Origin of the sequence: Marinobacterium iners DSM 11526 (assembly GCF_900107855.1) — a bacterium.
GTDB classification, from domain to species: Bacteria; Pseudomonadota; Gammaproteobacteria; order Pseudomonadales; family Balneatricaceae; genus Marinobacterium; species Marinobacterium iners.
Genome location: NZ_FNRJ01000009.1, coordinates 136688 through 155966 on the forward strand (window position 1 = coordinate 136688; position 19279 = coordinate 155966).

The following is a 19279-nucleotide window of genomic DNA, read 5'->3' on the forward strand; positions in this document are numbered from 1 at the left end:
ATATCATGAAGTTTGCTGCACAACTGTTTACTGCTGTTTTATTGGCGTTCAGCAGCCATGCCATGGCCGAGAAAGTGGCTGTACTGGGTGTGGAAGAGGCCTTGCTCAACTCCAATGCTGCAAAAAACTTCCGCGAAGAGCTGAAAAAGGAATTCGCGGATGACGAAAAGCAGCTTGTCGCACTCGAGAAACAGGCCCGCGAACTAAGAGAAAAACTGCAGAAAAACGCAGGTCTTGCCTCTGAAGACGATATCAAACAGATGCGGATGCAGTTCCAAAAGGCATTTGCCGAGTACCAGCGCCGTGGCCAGGAATTGCAGCAGAAGCGTGGAGAGCGCGAGCAGGCATTTATTGCCGAGATGCGCCCGCGCCTGGATAAAGCGATTCGAGAACTGATAGAAGGCGAGAATTTTGAAGTGGTGATCTCCAAGCAGGCGACTGTTTACAGTGCCAATAGTGTAGATCTCACGCCAAGAGTTATCGAATTGCTGAACAAGTAATACGCACCTATGGTATCGACTGCCCGCTATACTCTGGGAGATCTTGCGCAGCGATTGGGCGCAACGCTGCAGGGTGGGGACCCCAAAGCGGGCATTGTGACTCTGGCAACCCTGAATTCGGCTGGCCCAGGTGAGCTGTCGTTCTTTGCCAATCCCCGCTACCTGAGGCAATTACAGCACACTTCCGCCGAGGCTGTGCTGGTGCGGCCCGAGCAGGTCGGCCACTGCCCGGTAGCTGCGCTGATCGTTGATGATCCCTATTTTACCTTTGCCAAGGCCAGTCAGTTGTTTGACTGGCGCTCTCCAGTATCCCCGGGTGTTGACAGTACTGCCGTTATTGCCGACTCGGCCCGACTAGCTTCCGGTGTGGAAATTGGTCCCTACGTGGTGATTGGCGAGAATGTGGAGATTGCATCCGGCGTCAGTGTGGGTGCCGGTACAGTGATCGGACGCGACTGTCAGATTGGGACGGGTTGTCGGCTTGAGGCGCATGTCACGCTTTATCCCAACGTGACCCTGGGTGAGCAGGTTCTGATTCACAGTGGAGCCGTTCTGGGCAGTGATGGTTTCGGTTTTGCGCGCAACCAGCAGGGCTGGGAGAAAATTTGCCAGCTTGGCGGAGTGGTGATTGGTGACAGGGTTGAAATCGGTGCAGGTGTCACGATTGATCGTGGTGCGTTGGATGACACTCGGATCGAAGCGGGTGTGAAGCTCGATAATCAGATCCAGATAGCCCACAACGTGATTGTTGGTCGGGACAGCGCCATTGCAGGCTGTACCGCCGTAGCCGGAAGCACTAAAATTGGCGAGCGCTGTACCATCGCCGGAATGACCGGTATCACCGGTCATCTTGAAATTGCTGATGACACCCATGTGACTGCCATGTCACTGGTCAGCAAGTCCATTACCCGGCCGGGGGCCTACTCCTCTGGTACAGGGCTTGAACCGCATCAGCAATGGAAGCGCAATGTGGTCCGTTTCCGTCAGCTGGATGATCTGGCACGACGTGTGCGCAGAATCGAACAGGCTGTCGAACAAATTTCTACTGAAGGTCAAAATAATGATGGACGTTAAAGAGATCCGGAAATACCTGCCCCACCGTTACCCCTTTCTGCTGGTGGACCGGGTCTTGGCTCTTGAGCCAGGTGAGTCAATCACCGCTATCAAGAATGTAACAGTAAACGAGCCCTTCTTTAACGGCCACTTTCCCGATCATCCGGTGATGCCGGGTGTACTGATTGTGGAAGCCATGGCGCAGGCCGCCGGTATTCTGGGTTTCAAGACCATGAACAAGGGGCCGGAAGACGGGTCGATCTATTACTTCGTCGGTGCCGATAATCTGCGCTTCAAGCGCCCGGTGGTGCCAGGGGACCAGCTGCAGCTGGAAGCGAAGGTGGTTTCCGAGCGTCGCGGTATCTGGAAGTTCGATGTACGCGCCAGCGTCGATGGCGAAACCGTCAGCAGTGCCACCATTCTTTGTGCAGACAGAAAGGTGTGACATTGATTCACCCGCAAGCCATTGTCGACCCATCAGCCCGTCTGGCCAGTGATGTTGAAGTCGGCCCCTGGACATTGATTGGTCCGGATGTGGAGATTGGTGCCGGCACGCGCATCGCCTCACATGTGGTGATCAAGGGGCCAACCCGTATTGGTGAAGGCAACCGGATTTTCCAGTTCTCGACTGTGGGTGAGGACTGCCAGGACAAAAAATACCGGGGTGAGCCAACTCGGCTGGAGATTGGTGATCACAACGTGATACGTGAAGGTGTCACGATCCACCGAGGTACAATTCAGGATGCGGGTATTACCCGCATCGGCAGCCACAACCTGTTGATGGCCTATGCCCATGTAGCCCATGATTGCATCGTGGGTGATCACGTGATTCTGGCCAATAACGCGGCATTGGCCGGGCATGTGCACGTGGGTGACCATGCCATTTTGGGCGGCTTCACGGCTGTGCATCAGTTTTGTCATATAGGTCCGCATGTAATGTGCGGTGCCGGGACGGTAGTGCTTAAGGATATACCGGCCTATGTAATGGCCAGTGGCAACAGTGCGCGTCCCCACGGAATCAACCTTGAAGGACTGCGCAGGCGTGGTTTCTCAACCGAGGCGCTGGCCATTTTGCGGCGCGCCTACAAGGCAATCTATCGTCAGGGGCTGACTGTTGATCAGGCGCTTGAGACGCTTGAAGCCATGGCATCTGAAGAACCTTCAGTACGTGCTCTGATCGATTCGCTGCAGACGTCCAGTCGCGGCATTATCCGCTGAGGTTATCGATGCACCCCTTGCGGATCGGCATCGTTGCAGGTGAGGCATCCGGGGATATTCTGGGTGCTGCCTTGATCTCGGCCCTGCATCAGCGTAATCCCGACATCCAGTTTGAAGGTATCCCCGGCGAATTGATGCAGCAGCAGGGCTGCGCCGAGCTGTTTCCGCTTGAACGCCTTTCGGTGATGGGTCTGGTTGAGGTATTGGGTCGGCTGCCGGAGCTTTTGCGTGCGCGCAAGCGTCTGATTCGTCATTTTATCGATAACCCGCCCGATCTGTTCATTGGTATCGATGCACCCGATTTCACCTTTGGTATGGAAAAGTCATTGAAGCAGGCGGGGATTCCAACGGTGCATTATGTCAGCCCGTCAGTCTGGGCCTGGAAGCGTAAGCGGATCTTCAAGATCAAGCAGAGCACGGACCTGTTGCTGACCCTGTTCCCGTTTGAGGCAGAGGTGTACGCACCCACCGGACAGAATCTGCGCTTTGTCGGCCATCCGTTGGCTGATCAAATACCGGCTGACCTGGACCTGGAAAGCGCGCGCCAGCACTATGGACGCGACCGCTCTGATCAGGGGCCACTGATTGCCATTTTGCCCGGCAGTCGCGGTTCTGAACTGAAATATCTAGCCGAGCCTTTCCTGGAAACGGCACGTTGGCTGGCACAGCAGCGTCCGGAGGTGGAGTTTATTCTGCCGGCGGCCAATCAGCGCCGCTATGAACAGTTGGCGCAGCAGGTACAGCAATATCCCGAGCTGAATCTGAAACTGGTACTGCAAGGCTCTCGTGAAGTGATGGCGCTGGCCGATGCGATTCTGATCGCTTCAGGTACGGCCACGCTTGAAGCCTGTCTGCTGCAGAAGCCAATGGTGGTGGCGTACAAAATGGCTGGCCTGACCTACTCGATCTATTCGCGCATGATCAAGAGCCGCTGGATCTCGCTGCCCAATGTGCTGGCACAGGAGGAGGTGGTGCCGGAGGTGTTGCAGGACAGGGTGACGCCTGAGGTGCTTGGACCGCTGCTGCTGCGTGCGCTGGAAGATCAGGCCTATCGTAACCGAGTCGAGCAAACTTTTGCCGCTATTGGTACTGAGCTGCGCTGCAATGCCAGTGAGCGTGCCGCTGATGCCGTGCTGGAACTTTTGGAGACCCGCCATGCACAACACTGAGATTATATTTCGCCCCAGCGGTTTGATCACGGGTGTGGATGAGGTCGGTCGCGGCCCGCTGGTGGGGGATGTGGTGGCGGCGGCCGTAATCCTGGATCCGGAACGTCCCATTGAAGGGCTGGCCGACTCCAAGAAACTCAGCGAAAAACGTCGGGAGCATCTGTACGAATTGATCCGCGAGCGTGCCCTGGCCTGGTGTGTTGCCAAAGCCAGCCCAGCTGAAATCGATGAATTGAATATTCTGCATGCCACCCTGTTGGCGATGCAACGCGCCGTGGCCGGACTCCAGGTCGCTCCCGATTATGCATTGATTGACGGTAACCGCTGCCCGGTGCTGTCTTGCCCGGCGGAGCCTGTTGTAAAGGGTGATGCCCGTGTGGCCGAAATCAGCGCAGCCTCGATTCTGGCGAAGGTTGAACGGGATCGTCAGATGCAACAGCTGCATCTGCAATTCCCTGAATACGGCTTTGCACGACACAAGGGGTACCCGACGCCCGAACACCTTGAAGCGCTGTCCCGGCTGGGGGCGCTGCCTGAGCATCGACGCAGTTTTCGCCCGGTGCGAGAACAACTGAACCGAGAGCCCCATGTCTGATCCACGCTTTGTCCATCTTCGGGTACATACCGAATATTCACTGTTCGACGGTCTGGTCAGAATCAAACCGTTAGTGGCCGCCGCAGCGGCGCAGAAAATGCCGGCCGTTGCTGTCACTGATCAGACCAACCTGTTTGCCTTAATCAAATTCTACAAGGCGGCACTGGGCGCTGGCGTCAAACCGATCTGCGGTGTTGATCTATGGGTACAAAACCCGATTGAGCCCGAGGGTGAGCCCTTTCGGCTGACCCTGCTGGTACGTACAGGCAAGGGTTATCGCAACTTGATGGAGCTGGTATCCCGCGCCTATGCCGAAGGGCAGAATATTGACCCTGAGCGTGCGCTGGTCAAGGTGGAGTGGATACGGGAAAAGGCTGAAGGTCTGATCGCCCTGTCCGGTGCGCGTCAGGGCGAGATAGGCCGGGCGCTGCTATCCGAAAGCGGCAATGCCGAAGCAATCCTCGACAGCTGGCGTAAGGTCTTTCCGGACAGCTTTTACCTTGAAGTTCAGCGTACCGGACGCTCAGGTGATGAGGCGCTGGTGCATGCCAGTGTTGAACTGGCTGCAAGAACGGGCTGCCCACTGGTGGCCACCAATGAAGTGATGTTCCTCAAGCAGGATGACTTTGAGGCGCATGAGGCTCGGGTGTGTATCAACCTGGGCCGCACTTTGGATGATCCGCAACGACCGCACAATTACTCCGATCAACAATACTTCCGTTCCGCTGATGAGATGGCCGAGTTGTTCAGTGACATTCCCAGTGCACTGGAAAACACGGTCGAGATCGCTCGGCGCTGCAACATCGAGCTGGAACTGGGAACGTACTACCTGCCGCGCTACCCCGTGCCGGAAGGGATGTTGATGGATGACTACTTCCGTCAGGTGTCTTGGGAAGGTTTGGAGGAACGACTGGCATTTCTGCTCGACAAGGATGCGCCGGACTATCAGGAGCGGCGCAGGCCCTACGAAGAGCGGTTGGAGTTTGAGCTGGATATCATCATTCAGATGGGTTTTCCCGGCTACTTCCTCATAGTGATGGACTTCATCAAGTGGGCCAAGGAAAACGGCATTCCGGTAGGGCCGGGGCGCGGCTCTGGTGCCGGTTCTCTGGTGGCCTATGTGCAGAAGATTACCGATCTGGACCCGCTGGAATATGACCTGCTGTTCGAACGCTTCCTGAACCCGGAACGTGTGTCCATGCCTGACTTCGATATCGATTTCTGCATGGATAACCGTGACAAGGTGATTGACTACGTGGCGCGCACTTATGGTCGCGACGCGGTATCGCAGATCATCACCTATGGCACCATGGCCGCCAAGGCGGTGGTACGTGACGTCGCACGAGTACAGGGCAAACCCTTCGGTCTGGCTGACCGCCTCTCCAAGCTGATCCCGTTTGAAGTGGGGATGACTCTGAACAAGGCCTGGGAGCAGGAGGAAACTCTGCGCGACTTCGTGAATGGCAGCGAAGAAGCGCAGGAAATCATGGAGATGGCCTACAAGCTGGAAGGCGTCACCCGCAACGTCGGCAAACATGCCGGCGGTGTCGTGATTGCGCCCACCAAACTGACCGACTTCTCCGCCACCTACTGTGACGAATACGGTCAGGGTTTGGTGACCCAGTTTGACAAGAACGATGTGGAAGAAGCGGGTCTGGTGAAGTTCGACTTTCTGGGCCTGCGTACACTGACCATCATCGACTGGGCGTTAGACACCATCAATCGCAAGCGCAGGAAAACCGGTGAAGCCGCGCTTGAGATCGAAACCATCGATCTGGAAGATCCTGATACGTTTAAGCTGCTGCAGAGTGCCCAGACCACTGCGGTGTTCCAGCTGGAATCCAGCGGCATGAAGGATCTGATTCGCCGTCTTTTGCCAAACCGGTTTGAGGATATCATCGCGTTGGTGGCCCTGTTCCGTCCGGGGCCGCTGCAATCAGGGATGGTGGACGACTTCATCAACCGAAAGCACGGCCGTGCTCCACTGGCCTGGCCGCACCCTGATTACCAACTCGACAGCTTGCAGCCTGTACTGGAGCCTACCTACGGCATCATCCTGTATCAGGAACAGGTGATGCAGATCGCCCAGGTGATGGCGGGTTACACCCTTGGCGGCGCCGACATGCTGCGACGTGCCATGGGCAAGAAAAAGCCCGAAGAGATGGCCAAGCAGCGCAGCATCTTCCTGGAAGGGTGTGCCAATCAGGGAATCGACAAGGACCTGGCGGGCAATATCTTCGATCTGGTGGAAAAATTCGCCGGTTACGGCTTCAACAAGTCCCACTCGGCTGCCTATGCGCTGGTGTCCTACCAGACTGCCTGGCTGAAGCAGCACTACCCTGCTGCCTTCATGGCCGCCGTGCTCTCGTCCGATATGCAGAACACCGACAAGGTGGTGATCTTCATCGAAGAGTGTCGTCAGATGAAACTGACGGTACGTCTGCCGGACGTGAATGACAGTGAATACATGTTCACCGTCAACGACGCCGATGAAGTGGTGTATGGCCTCGGGGCCGTTAAGGGGGTGGGTGAAGGCCCGGTGGAAGCCATCGTACGTGCCCGTCAGGAAGGGGGGGCCTTCCGTGACCTGTTTGACTTCTGTGAGCGGGTGGGGGCAGGCAAACTCAACAAGCGAGTGCTGGAGGCGCTGGTGAGGTGCGGCGCACTGGACAGTGTGGGCCCTTCGCGTGCAGTTCTTTGGGATGCGATTCCGGCCGCATTGAAGGCGGCCGATCAGAGTGCGCGCAACGAAGATGCCGGCATGATGGACCTGTTCGGCGCGGTGGAGGCTGAAGCGCCCTCGGACCCCTATGCCGAGTTTCACAAGGCGCGTGACTGGACCGACAAGGAGCGCCTGCAGGGCGAAAAGGATACGCTGGGGCTCTACGTTACTGGTCATCCGATCGATGAGTATGAAGCGGAGCTGAAACATCTGGTCAGTCGTAAGCTGGTGGAGATTCAGCCAGATCGTGGTCGCAGCCAGAAGATGGCCGGTCTTGTCGTCGACATGCGGCTGAAAAAGACCAAAAAGGGCGATAACCTCTGTTTCCTGACCCTGGACGATCGCAGTGCGCGGCTTGAAGTCACTCTGTTTGGTGATACCTATGAAGAAGCTCGCACCGTCATCAACAAGGACGCGGTTCTGGTAGTAGAAGGCGAAGTGGTACAGGATGACTACAATGGTGGGCTCAAGGTACGCTGTAATCGAGTGCAAAGCATGGCTCAGATACGTGCGGCACAGGCGCGCTGTGTTGAAGTGCAGTGCGATACCCGCCAGCTTGGGCCGCGCCAGTTACGACAGCTGGCTGATACTCTGGCGAAGGGGCGTAGCCCGCTAATCAGCCTGTCCGTGGCGCTGAGGTACCGTCGTGAAGACGCTGAGGCACGGGTCTGGCTGGGCAGTGAGTGGTCCGTCTCGCCGACTGATGAGCTGCTGTTGCAGTTGAAGGAACAGTTCGGCAACAAGGCTGTGCGCCTGTGTTATGACTGATGGGGTGGTGATCCACCCGCGCAACCGTTAAAATCGTGCAATTATTCAGTGCCCCCGGGCCCCATGTTACAGAACAGAAGCAGACCCGCATGAACCCCAATTATCTGGATTTCGAACAGCCGATCGCAGAACTTGAAGCCAAGATCAGTGAATTGCGTCACGTCAACGAAGGTACTGACGGTCTGAATCTGGGTGATGAGCTGGAAAAACTGCAGGACAAGAGCCGCAGTCTGACCGAATCGATCTTCAAGGATCTCTCGGCCTGGCAGATCTCCCAGCTGGCGCGCCACCCGCAGCGCCCCTATACGCTGGACTACGTCCAACATGTCTTCGACGACTTTGACGAAATCCATGGCGATCGTCACTTTGCCGATGATCAGGCGATTGTCGGTGGTTTGGCCCGTCTTGATGGTCGCCCGGTGATGGTGATTGGTCATCAGAAAGGCCGCGAAGTGAAGGAAAAGGTACGCCGCAACTTCGGCATGCCGCGTCCCGAAGGTTACCGCAAGGCGTTGCGCATGATGGAGATGGCAGAGCGCTTCAAACTGCCGGTACTGACCTTCATCGACACACCGGGCGCCTACCCGGGGATCGACGCCGAAGAACGTGGTCAGTCGGAAGCGATCGCATTCAACCTGGCGAAGATGTCACAGTTGAACACCCCGATCATCTCCACCGTAATCGGTGAGGGGGGGTCTGGCGGTGCACTGGCAATCGGTGTCTGTGACGAACTGCTGATGCTGCAATACGGTACCTACTCCGTGATTTCACCGGAGGGCTGCGCGTCCATCCTTTGGAAAAGTGCAGAGCGTGCCTCTGATGCCGCCAAGGCGATGGGCATCACCTCCGGGCGCCTGCACGAGCTGGGTCTGGTGGATCAAGTCATCAGCGAGCCACTGGGAGGTGCGCATCGCAACCCCGAGTTGATGGCGGCAAATTTGAAAAAACACCTGCTGGAAACTCTGGATCGTCTGGCGGACCTGCCCGCTGAAGAACTGCTGGAGCGCCGCTATCAGCGTCTGATGTCCTACGGTGTGTTCGAAGACTGATAGCACCGAGTCGGGCGTTGTGCCTGACCTGCTTGTTGGGCTCAGGCAGCAGCTTGATACCTGCCCAAAAGTCCGCCGTTGGGTGGTTGCACTTAGCGGTGGGCTGGACTCCTCCCTGTTACTGTTTCTGTTGCAACGGCTTGAACCGTCGCAGCCGGTTATTGCCCTGCATATCGATCATCAGTTGCAGAGCGATTCCGCCCTTTGGGCCGAACACTGCCACCAGTTGTGCAGTCGGCTGAATATCCCGTTTAATCTGATCCGCGTGACACCGGGCTCCGCTTCGGAAGCATCCGCCCGCACGGCGCGTTATCATGCCTTCGAGTCCTTTCTGCAGCCCGGCGATTGCCTGCTGCTGGCGCAGCATGCGGATGATCAGGCAGAAACCCTGCTGTTGCGGTTGTTACGTGGTGCTGGGGTGACGGGTCTTGCGGCCATGCCATGCTCACGCCCTTTGGGGCAGGGCGTGCTGCTGCGGCCCCTGTTGCAGCAGTCGCGTGCCCGCTTGGAGCAGGGGGCGCTTGAGCTCGGGCTTGAGCCGATTGAAGACCCCAGCAATGCCAGTTCACGTTATGATCGCAACTTCCTGCGGCTCAAGGTACTGCCGACTCTCAAGCAACGCTGGCCGGCTTTGCTCTCGCGCTGCTGTGAAACCGCTGCAGTGATGCGTGAGGCCAGTGAGTTGCTAACCGAGCGCGCGCAGGAAGATATTTCCCGGTGTGAAGAGCGGGGCGGCCTCGGTCTTGCACGCTTGAATCTCCTGAGTCAGGCACGGCAGCGCAATCTGCTGCATGTTTGGGTCAGTGAGCAGAGCGGGCACCGGTTGGGTCGGACACAGTTACTGCAGCTGGAGAAGGACTTCCTGCATGCTCGATCGGATGCCCAGCCCGTTTTTCGTCTGGATGGTCACCAGCTGAGGCGTTATCAGGAAGTGCTTTATCTGTTGCCTGATCCGCTGCCGGTGGTAGACGAGGGTGAGCGCGACCTGGTGGTGGGGGAATCAATTGAATTGCCGCTGGGGTGTTTGCAGTGGCAACCGGCCCAACGGGGCCTGCCTGTCGGTCAGCAACTGACACTGCAGTTCCGCCGGGGCGGGGAACGTCTGCGCCCGCTGGGGCGTGGCGGTTCGGTCAGCCTGAAACAGTTGCTGCAGGAGGCGGGACAGCCACCTTGGCTGCGCTACTGTCAGCCGTTGCTGATGAGTGAGGGTGAAATTATTGCGGTTCCGGGTATCACTCTGTGTGAGGCGGTAACCAGTGAGGGTGGTCTCTTGCCGATCTGGAGCGGTTTTGGTTTGTCCTGAGGCGTACCTTTTGCTATCCTGCAGTCCCATCTTGAGTACGTTTTCTCCCCTCAATATCTTGATCTGACAGGTTCCGCATGACGCGTTATATTTTCGTCACAGGCGGTGTTGTGTCCTCATTGGGCAAAGGCATCGCATCAGCTTCTCTGGCGGCTATTCTCGAGGCTCGTGGCCTCAAAGTTACAATGCTCAAGCTGGACCCATATATCAACGTGGACCCGGGCACAATGAGCCCCTTCCAGCATGGTGAAGTATTTGTAACCGAGGATGGCGCCGAGACCGACCTTGACCTCGGTCACTACGAGCGCTTTATTCGCACCACCATGAGCAAGCGCAACAACTTTACCACCGGCCGTGTGTATCAACATGTGCTGCGCAAGGAGCGTCGTGGCGATTACCTGGGCGGAACCGTACAGGTGATTCCGCACATCACCGACGAGATCAAGCGTCGGGTGATCGAGGGGGCCGGCGATGCGGATGTGGCATTGGTCGAGATCGGTGGCACTGTGGGCGATATCGAGTCGCTGCCGTTCCTGGAGGCAGTACGTCAGCTCAAGGCTGAAGTGGGCGCCTCCCGCGCACTGTTCATGCACCTGACACTGGTGCCGTACATCGCAACGGCTGGCGAGACCAAGACCAAGCCAACCCAGCACTCTGTTAAAGAGCTGCGCTCAATCGGTATACAGCCGGATATTCTGGTCTGTCGTTCCGAGAAGCCGCTGGACGAGTCTTCCCGTCGCAAGGTGGCCATGTTCACCAACGTGGAAGAGCGTGCCGTTATTTCTCTGCCCGACGCCAACACCATCTACAACATTCCGGCCATGCTGTGGGAACAGCATTTGGACGAGATCGTCACCGAACGTTTCCGCATCAACTGCAAGGCTGCGGATCTGGCTGAATGGAACCGGGTAGCGGATGCGTTCCTGCGCCCGGATGGCGAAGTGACCATCGCCATGGTTGGCAAGTATATGGAGCTGCTGGATGCCTACAAGTCACTGATCGAAGCGATCTCGCATGCCGGCATCGCCTTGCGTCAAAAAGTACGTATTGAGTATATCGACTCCGAACGGGTCGAGCGCGAAGGCTGCGGCATTCTGGAAGGTTTCAGCGCCATCCTGGTACCGGGCGGCTTTGGTGAGCGTGGTGTAGAAGGCAAAATTGAAGCGGTGCGCTTCGCACGCGAGAACAAAGTGCCCTACCTGGGAATCTGCCTTGGCATGCAGGTGGCTGTGATCGAATACGCCCGCCATGTGGCAGGGCTGGACGGTGCCAACTCTACCGAGTTTGATCGTCAGTCACCGCATCCGGTGATTGCCCTGATCACCGAGTGGACCGACCATACCGGTGAAATCGAAGTGCGTGGCGAGAACTCCGACCTGGGCGGCACCATGCGCCTGGGGGCTCAAACCTGTCATTTGGCCGCAGGCTCCAACGTAGCCGAGGCCTACGGCAGCACCGAGATCCGCGAGCGTCACCGCCACCGTTATGAAGTGAACAACAATTACGTACCTCTGCTGGAAGAGGCCGGTCTTAAAATTACCGGTCGCTCAGTGGATGGCGAGCTGGTTGAAGTGGTTGAAGCACCTGATCATCCCTGGTTTGTGGCCTGTCAGTTCCACCCGGAGTTTACCTCGACGCCGCGTGATGGACATGGCCTGTTCACCGGATTTATCAAGGCCGCGCTGACACGTCAGGCGCAGCAGTAATCTTTCAAGCGTTAACTGGAGACACAAGCACAATGGCTCAGATTGCGAATATCAAGGCACGTGAAGTACTGGATTCCCGTGGTAACCCGACCGTAGAAGCCGATGTCATCCTGACCTCCGGCGTGATGGGAACAGCCTGTGCACCTTCAGGTGCTTCCACCGGTTCGCGTGAAGCACTGGAACTGCGTGACGGCGATAAATCCCGCTATCTGGGCAAGGGTGTACAAAAGGCGGTAGCCGCCGTTAACGGTACTATCCGTGAAGCACTGATCGGTATGGATGTGACCGACCAGCGTGCGCTGGATGACAAAATGCTGGCGCTGGATGGTACCGAAAACAAGGCCAATCTGGGCGCCAACGCCATTCTGGCCGTGTCTCTGGCGGCGGCCAAGGCTGCTGCAACCGAGAAGGGCATCCCGCTGTACGCGCACATTGCCGAAATTAACGGCACCGCCGGTCAGTTCTCCATGCCGGTGCCGATGATGAACATTCTCAACGGTGGCGAGCATGCCGACAACAACGTCGACATTCAGGAGTTCATGGTTCAGCCGGTGAACTTCGACAACTTCGGTGATGCCCTGCGCTGTGGTGCCGAAATTTTCCACGCCCTGAAAGCGGTGTTGAAAACTCGTGGCCTGAATACAGCCGTTGGTGACGAAGGCGGCTTTGCGCCGAACCTGGGTTCCAACGAAGAAGCGCTCGTGGTGATCAAGGAAGCGATCGACAAGGCCGGTTACAAGCTGGGCACCGACGTGACCCTGGCTCTGGACTGCGCTTCTTCCGAATTCTACAAGGACGGCAAGTACGATCTGGCTGGTGAAGGCAAGGTGTTCGATGCTGAAGGCTTCGGCGACTACCTGGCGCAGCTGTGCGAAAACTATCCGATCGTCTCCATCGAAGACGGAATGGATGAATCCGACTGGGACGGCTGGGCCAGCCTGACCCGCAAGGTCGGTGACAAGGTACAGCTGGTGGGCGACGACCTGTTCGTGACCAACACTAAAATCCTCAAGCGTGGCATCGACAACGCCATCGCCAACTCCATCCTGATCAAGTTCAACCAGATCGGTTCCCTGTCCGAAACCCTGGATGCGATCAAGATGGCCAAGGATGCCGGTTACACGGCGGTAATCTCTCACCGCTCCGGTGAGACTGAAGATACCACCATCGCTGATCTGGCCGTGGGTACCGCTGCGGGTCAGATCAAGACCGGTTCCCTGTGTCGTTCCGACCGTGTGGCCAAGTACAACCGCCTGTTGCGCATTGCCGAAGAGCTGGGCGACAAGGCAGTTTACAACGGACTGAAAGAGATCAAGGGTCAGGCCTGATAGACTGACGTGTGATCCGAGGGGGCTCCGGCCCCCTTTTTTGACCCCGGGGAAGAACAGTGTATCGCTGGCTACTGTTGATATTACTGCTGTTACTGGCAGGGCTTCAGTACCGACTCTGGTTCGGCGAGGCCAACCTGCGTCAGGTGTGGCAACTGGAAGAGCAGATACTGCAACAGCAGGTCGAAAACCAGCAACTGGCCGAACGCAACCAGCGCCTTGAGGCTGAAGTACAGGACCTCAAGCGTGGCTTGGGCGCCTTGGAAGAACGTGCTCGCAGTGAAATGGGCATGGTGCGCAAGGGCGAAACCTTTTTCCAACTGATAGAACCCGAGCCGGAGCAACCAAGGCCGTGATGTTTGATTCCGCCTGCGAATGGCTGTTGGGCGAGCCACCTTCCACTGCAATCATCCGCAGTTGTCCTGAAGACTTTCAAGTATTTGAGCAGTTGCCTTTTGAGCCTGATGGCGAAGGAGAACACCTGTTTCTCCATATTCGCAAACGGGGCGAGAATACCGACTGGGTAGCACGTCAGCTGGCCAACTTCTGTCAGATCAGTCCGCGTGACGTGGGGTATGCCGGTAAAAAGGATCGCCATGCCGTTACCGAGCAATGGTTCAGTGTACGCCTGCCCATCGGCCGTACCCTGAACTGGTCCCTGTTTGGCGGCGACAGTATCGACGTGCTGCACAGCTGTCGCCACAGTCGCAAGCTGCGACTGGGGGCTCTGTCGGGCAACCGGTTCGTAATCCGTCTGCGTGACCTGACTGAGCCGGAAGCCTTTGTCGAGCGGGTGGAGAAGATCCGCCAGGGTGTCCCCAACTTCTTTGGTGAGCAGCGTTTCGGTAATGCCGGTGGCAACCTCGACAAGGGGCTGGCCCTGCTCGAAGGCAGGTTGCGTGAACGCCAGCGCCACAAGAAGGGGCTGTATATCTCTGCCCTGCGTTCCTGGCTGTTCAATCAGGTGATCAATGCCCGCCTGCGACAGGAGATCTGGGATCGTATTCTGCCTGGTGACGTACTGATGCTTGATGGCAGTCAAAGTTGCTTTATGGCCGATGATGCGCCTGACCTGATGGCCCGGCTGCAGCGTGGCGACGTGCATCTGACCGGCCCCATGTGGGGGTGTGGGCAGTTGATGACACGGGATGAGGCAGCTGTTTTTGAGCAGGCTGCACTTGCTCCGGCACAGGCGATCTGCCAAGGGCTGGAGTCACTCGGCCTCAACCAGGAGCGGCGTGCACTGCGCTTGATACCAAAGGCGCTTGCGGCACGGGAGGCGTCTGAAGGACAATGGATACTTGAATTTGAACTGCCGTCCGGCGCCTTTGCCACCAGTGTGCTGCGCGAACTCTGCCAGTGGCAGAATGCAGCGGCCTCAGCGGAAGTGAACTGAGATACATACCGATAATGTTGATTCTGATTTCAAATGATGACGGGGTCTACGCCCCGGGACTGGCGACGCTGGCCGAGCGACTGAAGCAGGATGCTGAAACCTGTGTCGTTGCCCCTGATCGCAACCGCAGCGGTGCCAGTAACTCTCTTACCCTTGACCGTCCGCTGGAGGCCCATCAACACCATAGTGGCTATATCGGTATCAATGGCACGCCGACTGACTGCGTTCATCTGGGGGGCTCTGGGCTGTTCACTGAGCAGCGTCGTCCCGACATTGTTGTGTCGGGTATTAATGCCGGTGCCAACCTGGGCGATGATGTGTTGTACTCCGGTACCGTGGCTGCGGCAACAGAGGGACGTCACTGCCGTTTGCCGCCGATTGCTGTTTCCATGCACAGCTTTCACCCCAAACACTATGAAACTGCGGCAGAAATCGTTGCTTCTCTGGTGCAGCGACTGGACAGTCTGGTGGTTGCGCCACGTACGGTTCTGAATGTGAATGTACCAGACCTGCCGCTGGACCAGATTCGCGGTATTCATGTAACCAGGCTGGGGCATCGCCACGGTGCCGAGCCACCGGTGCAGGTAGAAGACCCGCGTGGTCGCATCCGCTATTGGATTGCCGGTGCCGGTGCGGCAGCGGATGCTGAGCCCGGAACCGATTTTTTTGCCGTTGAAAACGGCTTTGTCTCCGTCACACCGCTGCAGATCGACATGACCCACTATACGGGCATGGACAATCTGGGGGACTGGCTGGAGGGGCTGCTGTGATCGACATGGATCTGCAGGGTATAGGCATGACCTCGCGTCGTACCCGAGACCGACTTGCCCAGCGCTTGCGTGATCAGGGTGTGATCAGTGAAGAAGTGCTGAATGTGGTTCGAGATACGCCACGCCATATCTTCATAGATGAGGCGCTTTCACATCGGGCCTATGAAGATACGGCCCTTCCCATCGGTTATAACCAGACGATTTCACAGCCTTATATCGTAGCCCGCATGACAGAGTTGTTGCTGGAGGGTGAGTCGCTCAATAAGGTACTTGAGGTGGGTACTGGGTCTGGCTACCAGACAGCCGTACTGGCACAGTTGGTGGATCAGGTGTTCAGCGTTGAGCGCATTCGTCCATTGCAGGAAAAGGCGCGCAAGCGTTTGCAGCGACTGAAGTTACACAATGTGATGCTGCGCCATACCGACGGTGGCATGGGCTGGCCTGAAAAGGCACCCTTTGACGGAATTCTGGTGACTGCCGCGCCACGCGAAATACCTCACGAGTTGCTGGAGCAGCTCGCAGTTGGAGGGCGGTTGGTGATCCCCGTCGGTCATGACGAACAGATCCTGAAGCGGATTACACGTGTGACCGAAGACAAGTACGAAACCGAAACGCTGGAAGCCGTGCGCTTTGTGCCACTGCTCAGCGGCACTGTGCGCTGACGGGTTGCAAGGAGGCTCGATGCGAAGCAAAAAGGATTATCTGGTCCTCTCCGGCAAGGGGATGATGATGGGAGCTGCTGATGTCGTCCCTGGTGTTTCCGGCGGCACCATTGCATTCATCACCGGTATATACGAAGAGCTGATCGACAGTATTAAACAGTTTAACCCTGAAGCGGTGCGTATTCTGTTCAACGAAGGACTGATGTCCTGCTGGCGCTACATCAACGGCAGTTTTCTGTTGGCGCTGGTGTCTGGTATTTTGCTGAGCCTGTTAACCATCTCGCGGGTTGTGCTCTATCTGTTGGACGAGTACCCGATCCTGCTCTGGTCATTCTTTTTCGGCTTAATACTGGCGTCTACCTGGAGTGTCGCCCGGCATATTCGAGGCTGGAATATGAACCTCATGGCCACATTCGCCACAGGGGTGTTGCTGGCCTACATCATTACCGAACAGGCACCGGGCAGTGTAGAACCCTCAAGCCTGATTATATTCCTTGCGGGTATGATTGCTATCTGTGCCATGATTTTGCCGGGCATCTCAGGTAGTTTCATTCTGTTGCTGATGGGAATGTATGCGCCCATTCTGGGTGCAATCAAGGCTCTGGAGTGGGCTATTCTGCTGGTGTTTATGGCAGGTTGTGTGGTCGGGCTGCTGAGTTTCTCCCGTGTATTGAGCTGGGCGTTCCACCACCATCGAATGATGACACTGGCCCTGCTGGGTGGTTTTATGCTTGGCTCCCTCAACAAAGTATGGCCCTGGAAATACACGCTGTCCTACACCATCAACAGCAAGGGAGAAGAGGTGCCGGTGCTGCAGCAGAATCTTCTGCCGGGCAGTTTCGAAGCTCTGACCGGGCTCAATGACTGGTTCTGGCCCGCGCTGCTGCTGATGCTGGTTGGTGCTGCACTGGGTATACTGTTGGATCGACAGAAAACCTGAAGATGGGAGACCCTGTTGCCGAATCCTCTGCTGCTCTGGCTGATATCGCTATTGCTCCTGCTGCAGGGATGTTCGAGCGGCTATGCTCCCGTGTCTGAGCGCTCTCTGGGTGCACGCAGCGAGGCCAGAGGCCCTGCGCCTGCCAGCTATCGGGTCCAGCGCGGTGATACCCTGTATTCCATTTCGTTTCGTTATGGGCTTGATTACCGCGAAGTTGCCCGCTGGAACGGCATCGACAGTCGCTACTTCATATACCCGGGGCAGTCGCTCACGCTGAGGCCGCCCGGCGGCTCAAAGGCCGCATCCGGCTCGACAGCTGCACCCAAGCCCTCAAGTCCAGCTCCTGCTGCCTCAACAACAACGGCGCGAACCGCAACCAACACCAACCGCTCAGAAGCGATTGCCCGCACACCTTCTTCCAGTCCAGCACCATCCAAGCCTTCTTCCGCCAGCTCCGGAGGTAACGGTGCCGTCAGTTGGCAATGGCCGCACAAGGGCAGAATCATCAGTCGTTTCGGTGGTGGAGAACCTGCAAACAAGGGCCTGGATATTGCCGGTAACGCCGGTGAACCCGTCAAGGCCGCGGCCGGTGGCGAAGTGGTCTATGCCGGAAATGGCTTGTTGGGTTACGGCAATCTTGTGATTCTTAACCATAACCAGCGCTATCTGAGTGCATATGCGCATAACAGTCGCATTTTTGTGCGTGAGGGTGATAAGGTTAAAGCGGGTGAGAAAATTGCCGAGATAGGCAATACGGGGGCAACGCGTACGATGCTTCACTTCGAGATTCGCCGTGACGGGAATCCGGTGGATCCATTACGATATTTGCCCAAACAATGATAAAAACAATAATGATGGCCATGCAGAGATGATCTGATCATCTTGACTACCTGGGGGTGAAAAATGGAAACCGTAGGTAAAGGTACAGAATACCGCGTGTCAGCCCAGAGCAACGATGCTGAGTTTGATGACACTGAAGACCGCTACGATGAAGAAGAAACGCTCAATGTTGCCGATGAAGACAGTGATGACGCTGACAGCAGCGAGTCTGAACCGCCAGAGTTTCTGAACAGCGGGCGCGGCAGAGGTTCCATGGCGCATCAGGACCTGGTTAACGCCAAGTCGCTGGATGCAACTCAGCTTTATCTCAACGAGATCGGCTTTTCGCCATTGCTGACAGCGGAAGAAGAGGTTTACTTTTCCCGGCGTGCACTCAAGGGAGACGAGGCCTCCCGGAAACGGATGATCGAGAGCAACCTGCGTCTGGTGGTCAAGATCGCACGGCGTTATATCAACCGTGGGCTGACACTGCTTGATCTGATCGAAGAGGGTAACCTCGGCCTGATTCGCGCGGTGGAAAAATTCGATCCCGAGCGGGGCTTCCGTTTTTCGACCTATGCGACCTGGTGGATTCGACAGACTATCGAACGCGCCATCATGAACCAGACACGCACGATTCGCCTGCCGATACATGTAGTGAAAGAGCTGAACGTGTACTTGCGGGCTTCCCGTGAGCTGGCACAAAAGCTGGATCATGAGCCTACAGCTGAAGAGATCGCAGCACTCGTTGACAAGCCCGTCGCGAATGTAGAGCGGATGTTGGGATTGAACGAGCGTGTCAGCTCGGTAGATATCCCGGCTGGGCAGGGAGCTGACAAGCCTCTGCTGGATACGATCCCCGATCTGGATGCGCTTGATCCCGAAACGCTGTTGCAGAACAATAACATCAGCGGCAATCTCAATCGCTGGATGGAGATGCTGCCTGAAAAGCATGCCGATGTACTGTCGCGTCGCTTCGGTCTGCGCGGCTATGAAATGAGCACGTTGGAGCAGGTCGGGCAGGAAATTGGCCTGACGCGTGAACGAGTACGTCAGATTCAGGTTGAAGCTCTGCGCAAGCTGCGTGAAATTGTAGAGAAGAACGGTCTCAGCGGAGAAGATCTGCTGCAGTAAAAATGTGCCGGTATGCGACCGGCACATTTTTCAAATATGAGCGCTTCAAGCCCCGCTAGCTGTGAATACTAAACACGTTGTTCACGCAGCTTCGGTATTCGAGACACCGGCGGTAGATTTCCGATACTGCCATGAGGGCGCTGTTTA

At 56.9% G+C, this 19279-nt stretch carries 18 protein-coding genes; all 18 read left to right on the forward strand.

The features are described from left to right. Nucleotides 1–5: 5 nt before the first annotated feature. The 18 genes from BLV48_RS11250 (at nt 6) to rpoS (ending at nt 19132) form a co-directional block, all read left to right on the forward strand. Nucleotides 6–500 carry an OmpH/Skp family outer membrane protein gene (locus BLV48_RS11250; protein ID WP_091826883.1) on the forward strand — a complete coding sequence of 165 codons (495 nt, stop codon included), beginning with the start codon at nt 6–8 and terminating at the stop codon, nt 498–500. Between the two features lie 9 nt (nt 501–509). Next, on the forward strand, nt 510–1574 hold the full coding sequence (gene lpxD, locus BLV48_RS11255; RefSeq protein ID WP_091826884.1) for a UDP-3-O-(3-hydroxymyristoyl)glucosamine N-acyltransferase: 1065 nt from the start codon (nt 510–512) through the stop codon (nt 1572–1574). After that, nucleotides 1561–1998: a 3-hydroxyacyl-ACP dehydratase FabZ gene (gene fabZ / locus BLV48_RS11260; protein WP_091826885.1), complete on the forward strand. Its 438-nt coding sequence runs from the start codon at nt 1561–1563 to the stop codon at nt 1996–1998. The genes lpxD and fabZ overlap by 14 nt, the downstream gene beginning before the upstream one ends. Before the next feature lie 2 nt (nt 1999–2000). After that, a complete protein-coding gene (gene lpxA, locus BLV48_RS11265) occupies nt 2001–2771 on the forward strand; it encodes an acyl-ACP--UDP-N-acetylglucosamine O-acyltransferase (protein WP_175527647.1) in 771 nt (256 codons plus the stop codon). 8 nt (nt 2772–2779) lie between these two features. Beyond that, on the forward strand, nt 2780–3940 hold the full coding sequence (lpxB, locus tag BLV48_RS11270) for a lipid-A-disaccharide synthase (protein WP_091826887.1): 1161 nt from the start codon (nt 2780–2782) through the stop codon (nt 3938–3940). Continuing rightward, the gene (gene rnhB / locus BLV48_RS11275) at nt 3927–4535 is read left to right on the forward strand and encodes a ribonuclease HII (protein ID WP_091826888.1); all 609 of its coding nucleotides are present in this window, start codon (nt 3927–3929) and stop codon (nt 4533–4535) included. Before lpxB ends, rnhB begins: the two co-directional genes overlap by 14 nt. Further along, nucleotides 4528–8025, forward strand: coding sequence for a DNA polymerase III subunit alpha (dnaE, locus tag BLV48_RS11280; RefSeq protein WP_091826889.1), 3498 nt, complete (start codon nt 4528–4530; stop codon nt 8023–8025). Before rnhB ends, dnaE begins: the two co-directional genes overlap by 8 nt. Before the next feature lie 89 nt (nt 8026–8114). Beyond that, complete coding sequence (accA, locus tag BLV48_RS11285; protein ID WP_091826890.1) at nt 8115–9074, forward strand: acetyl-CoA carboxylase carboxyl transferase subunit alpha; 960 nt, start codon at nt 8115–8117, stop codon at nt 9072–9074. Nucleotides 9075–9093: 19 nt separating this feature from the next. Next, a complete protein-coding gene (tilS, locus tag BLV48_RS11290) occupies nt 9094–10377 on the forward strand; it encodes a tRNA lysidine(34) synthetase TilS (RefSeq protein WP_175527649.1) in 1284 nt (427 codons plus the stop codon). Between the two features lie 77 nt (nt 10378–10454). Continuing rightward, nucleotides 10455–12083 carry a CTP synthase gene (locus BLV48_RS11295; protein ID WP_091826892.1) on the forward strand — a complete coding sequence of 543 codons (1629 nt, stop codon included), beginning with the start codon at nt 10455–10457 and terminating at the stop codon, nt 12081–12083. A 32-nt stretch (nt 12084–12115) separates the two neighbouring features. Beyond that, the gene (gene eno / locus BLV48_RS11300) at nt 12116–13411 is read left to right on the forward strand and encodes a phosphopyruvate hydratase (RefSeq protein WP_091826893.1); all 1296 of its coding nucleotides are present in this window, start codon (nt 12116–12118) and stop codon (nt 13409–13411) included. A 59-nt stretch (nt 13412–13470) separates the two neighbouring features. Beyond that, nucleotides 13471–13767, forward strand: coding sequence for a cell division protein FtsB (gene ftsB, locus BLV48_RS11305; protein WP_091826894.1), 297 nt, complete (start codon nt 13471–13473; stop codon nt 13765–13767). Next, on the forward strand, nt 13767–14807 hold the full coding sequence (gene truD / locus BLV48_RS11310) for a tRNA pseudouridine(13) synthase TruD (RefSeq protein ID WP_175527650.1): 1041 nt from the start codon (nt 13767–13769) through the stop codon (nt 14805–14807). The genes ftsB and truD overlap by 1 nt, the downstream gene beginning before the upstream one ends. A 14-nt stretch (nt 14808–14821) precedes the next feature. Next, nucleotides 14822–15577: a 5'/3'-nucleotidase SurE gene (surE, locus tag BLV48_RS11315; RefSeq protein WP_091826896.1), complete on the forward strand. Its 756-nt coding sequence runs from the start codon at nt 14822–14824 to the stop codon at nt 15575–15577. After that, nucleotides 15574–16239 (forward strand): protein-L-isoaspartate(D-aspartate) O-methyltransferase, encoded by a 666-nt coding sequence (locus tag BLV48_RS11320; RefSeq protein ID WP_242530025.1) that lies wholly within the window; start codon nt 15574–15576, stop codon nt 16237–16239. The genes surE and BLV48_RS11320 overlap by 4 nt, the downstream gene beginning before the upstream one ends. Nucleotides 16240–16258: 19 nt before the next feature. After that, nucleotides 16259–17179, forward strand: coding sequence for a polyprenyl-phosphate transporter (locus tag BLV48_RS11325; RefSeq protein WP_206836321.1), 921 nt, complete (start codon nt 16259–16261; stop codon nt 17177–17179). Between the two features lie 15 nt (nt 17180–17194). Further along, complete coding sequence (locus BLV48_RS11330; protein WP_254775024.1) at nt 17195–18019, forward strand: peptidoglycan DD-metalloendopeptidase family protein; 825 nt, start codon at nt 17195–17197, stop codon at nt 18017–18019. Nucleotides 18020–18082: 63 nt separating this feature from the next. Continuing rightward, a complete protein-coding gene (rpoS, locus tag BLV48_RS11335; protein ID WP_091826898.1) occupies nt 18083–19132 on the forward strand; it encodes an RNA polymerase sigma factor RpoS in 1050 nt (349 codons plus the stop codon). The last annotated feature ends 147 nt before the right edge of the window (nt 19133–19279 follow it).

Bases quoted from the DNA above. Each gene is read 5' to 3' on its own strand.
- BLV48_RS11250 (WP_091826883.1), top strand. From the start codon at position 6: ATGAAGTTTGCTGCACAACTGTTTACTGCTGTTTTATTGGCGTTCAGC.
- surE (WP_091826896.1), top strand. From the start codon at position 14,822: ATGTTGATTCTGATTTCAAATGATGACGGGGTCTACGCCCCGGGACTG.
- lpxD (WP_091826884.1), top strand. From the start codon at position 510: ATGGTATCGACTGCCCGCTATACTCTGGGAGATCTTGCGCAGCGATTG.
- BLV48_RS11325 (WP_206836321.1), top strand. From the start codon at position 16,259: ATGCGAAGCAAAAAGGATTATCTGGTCCTCTCCGGCAAGGGGATGATG.
- rnhB (WP_091826888.1), top strand. From the start codon at position 3,927: ATGCACAACACTGAGATTATATTTCGCCCCAGCGGTTTGATCACGGGT.
- BLV48_RS11295 (WP_091826892.1), top strand. From the start codon at position 10,455: ATGACGCGTTATATTTTCGTCACAGGCGGTGTTGTGTCCTCATTGGGC.
- rpoS (WP_091826898.1), top strand. From the start codon at position 18,083: ATGGAAACCGTAGGTAAAGGTACAGAATACCGCGTGTCAGCCCAGAGC.
- lpxB (WP_091826887.1), top strand. From the start codon at position 2,780: ATGCACCCCTTGCGGATCGGCATCGTTGCAGGTGAGGCATCCGGGGAT.
- eno (WP_091826893.1), top strand. From the start codon at position 12,116: ATGGCTCAGATTGCGAATATCAAGGCACGTGAAGTACTGGATTCCCGT.
- truD (WP_175527650.1), top strand. From the start codon at position 13,767: ATGTTTGATTCCGCCTGCGAATGGCTGTTGGGCGAGCCACCTTCCACT.
- fabZ (WP_091826885.1), top strand. From the start codon at position 1,561: ATGATGGACGTTAAAGAGATCCGGAAATACCTGCCCCACCGTTACCCC.
- accA (WP_091826890.1), top strand. From the start codon at position 8,115: ATGAACCCCAATTATCTGGATTTCGAACAGCCGATCGCAGAACTTGAA.
- dnaE (WP_091826889.1), top strand. From the start codon at position 4,528: ATGTCTGATCCACGCTTTGTCCATCTTCGGGTACATACCGAATATTCA.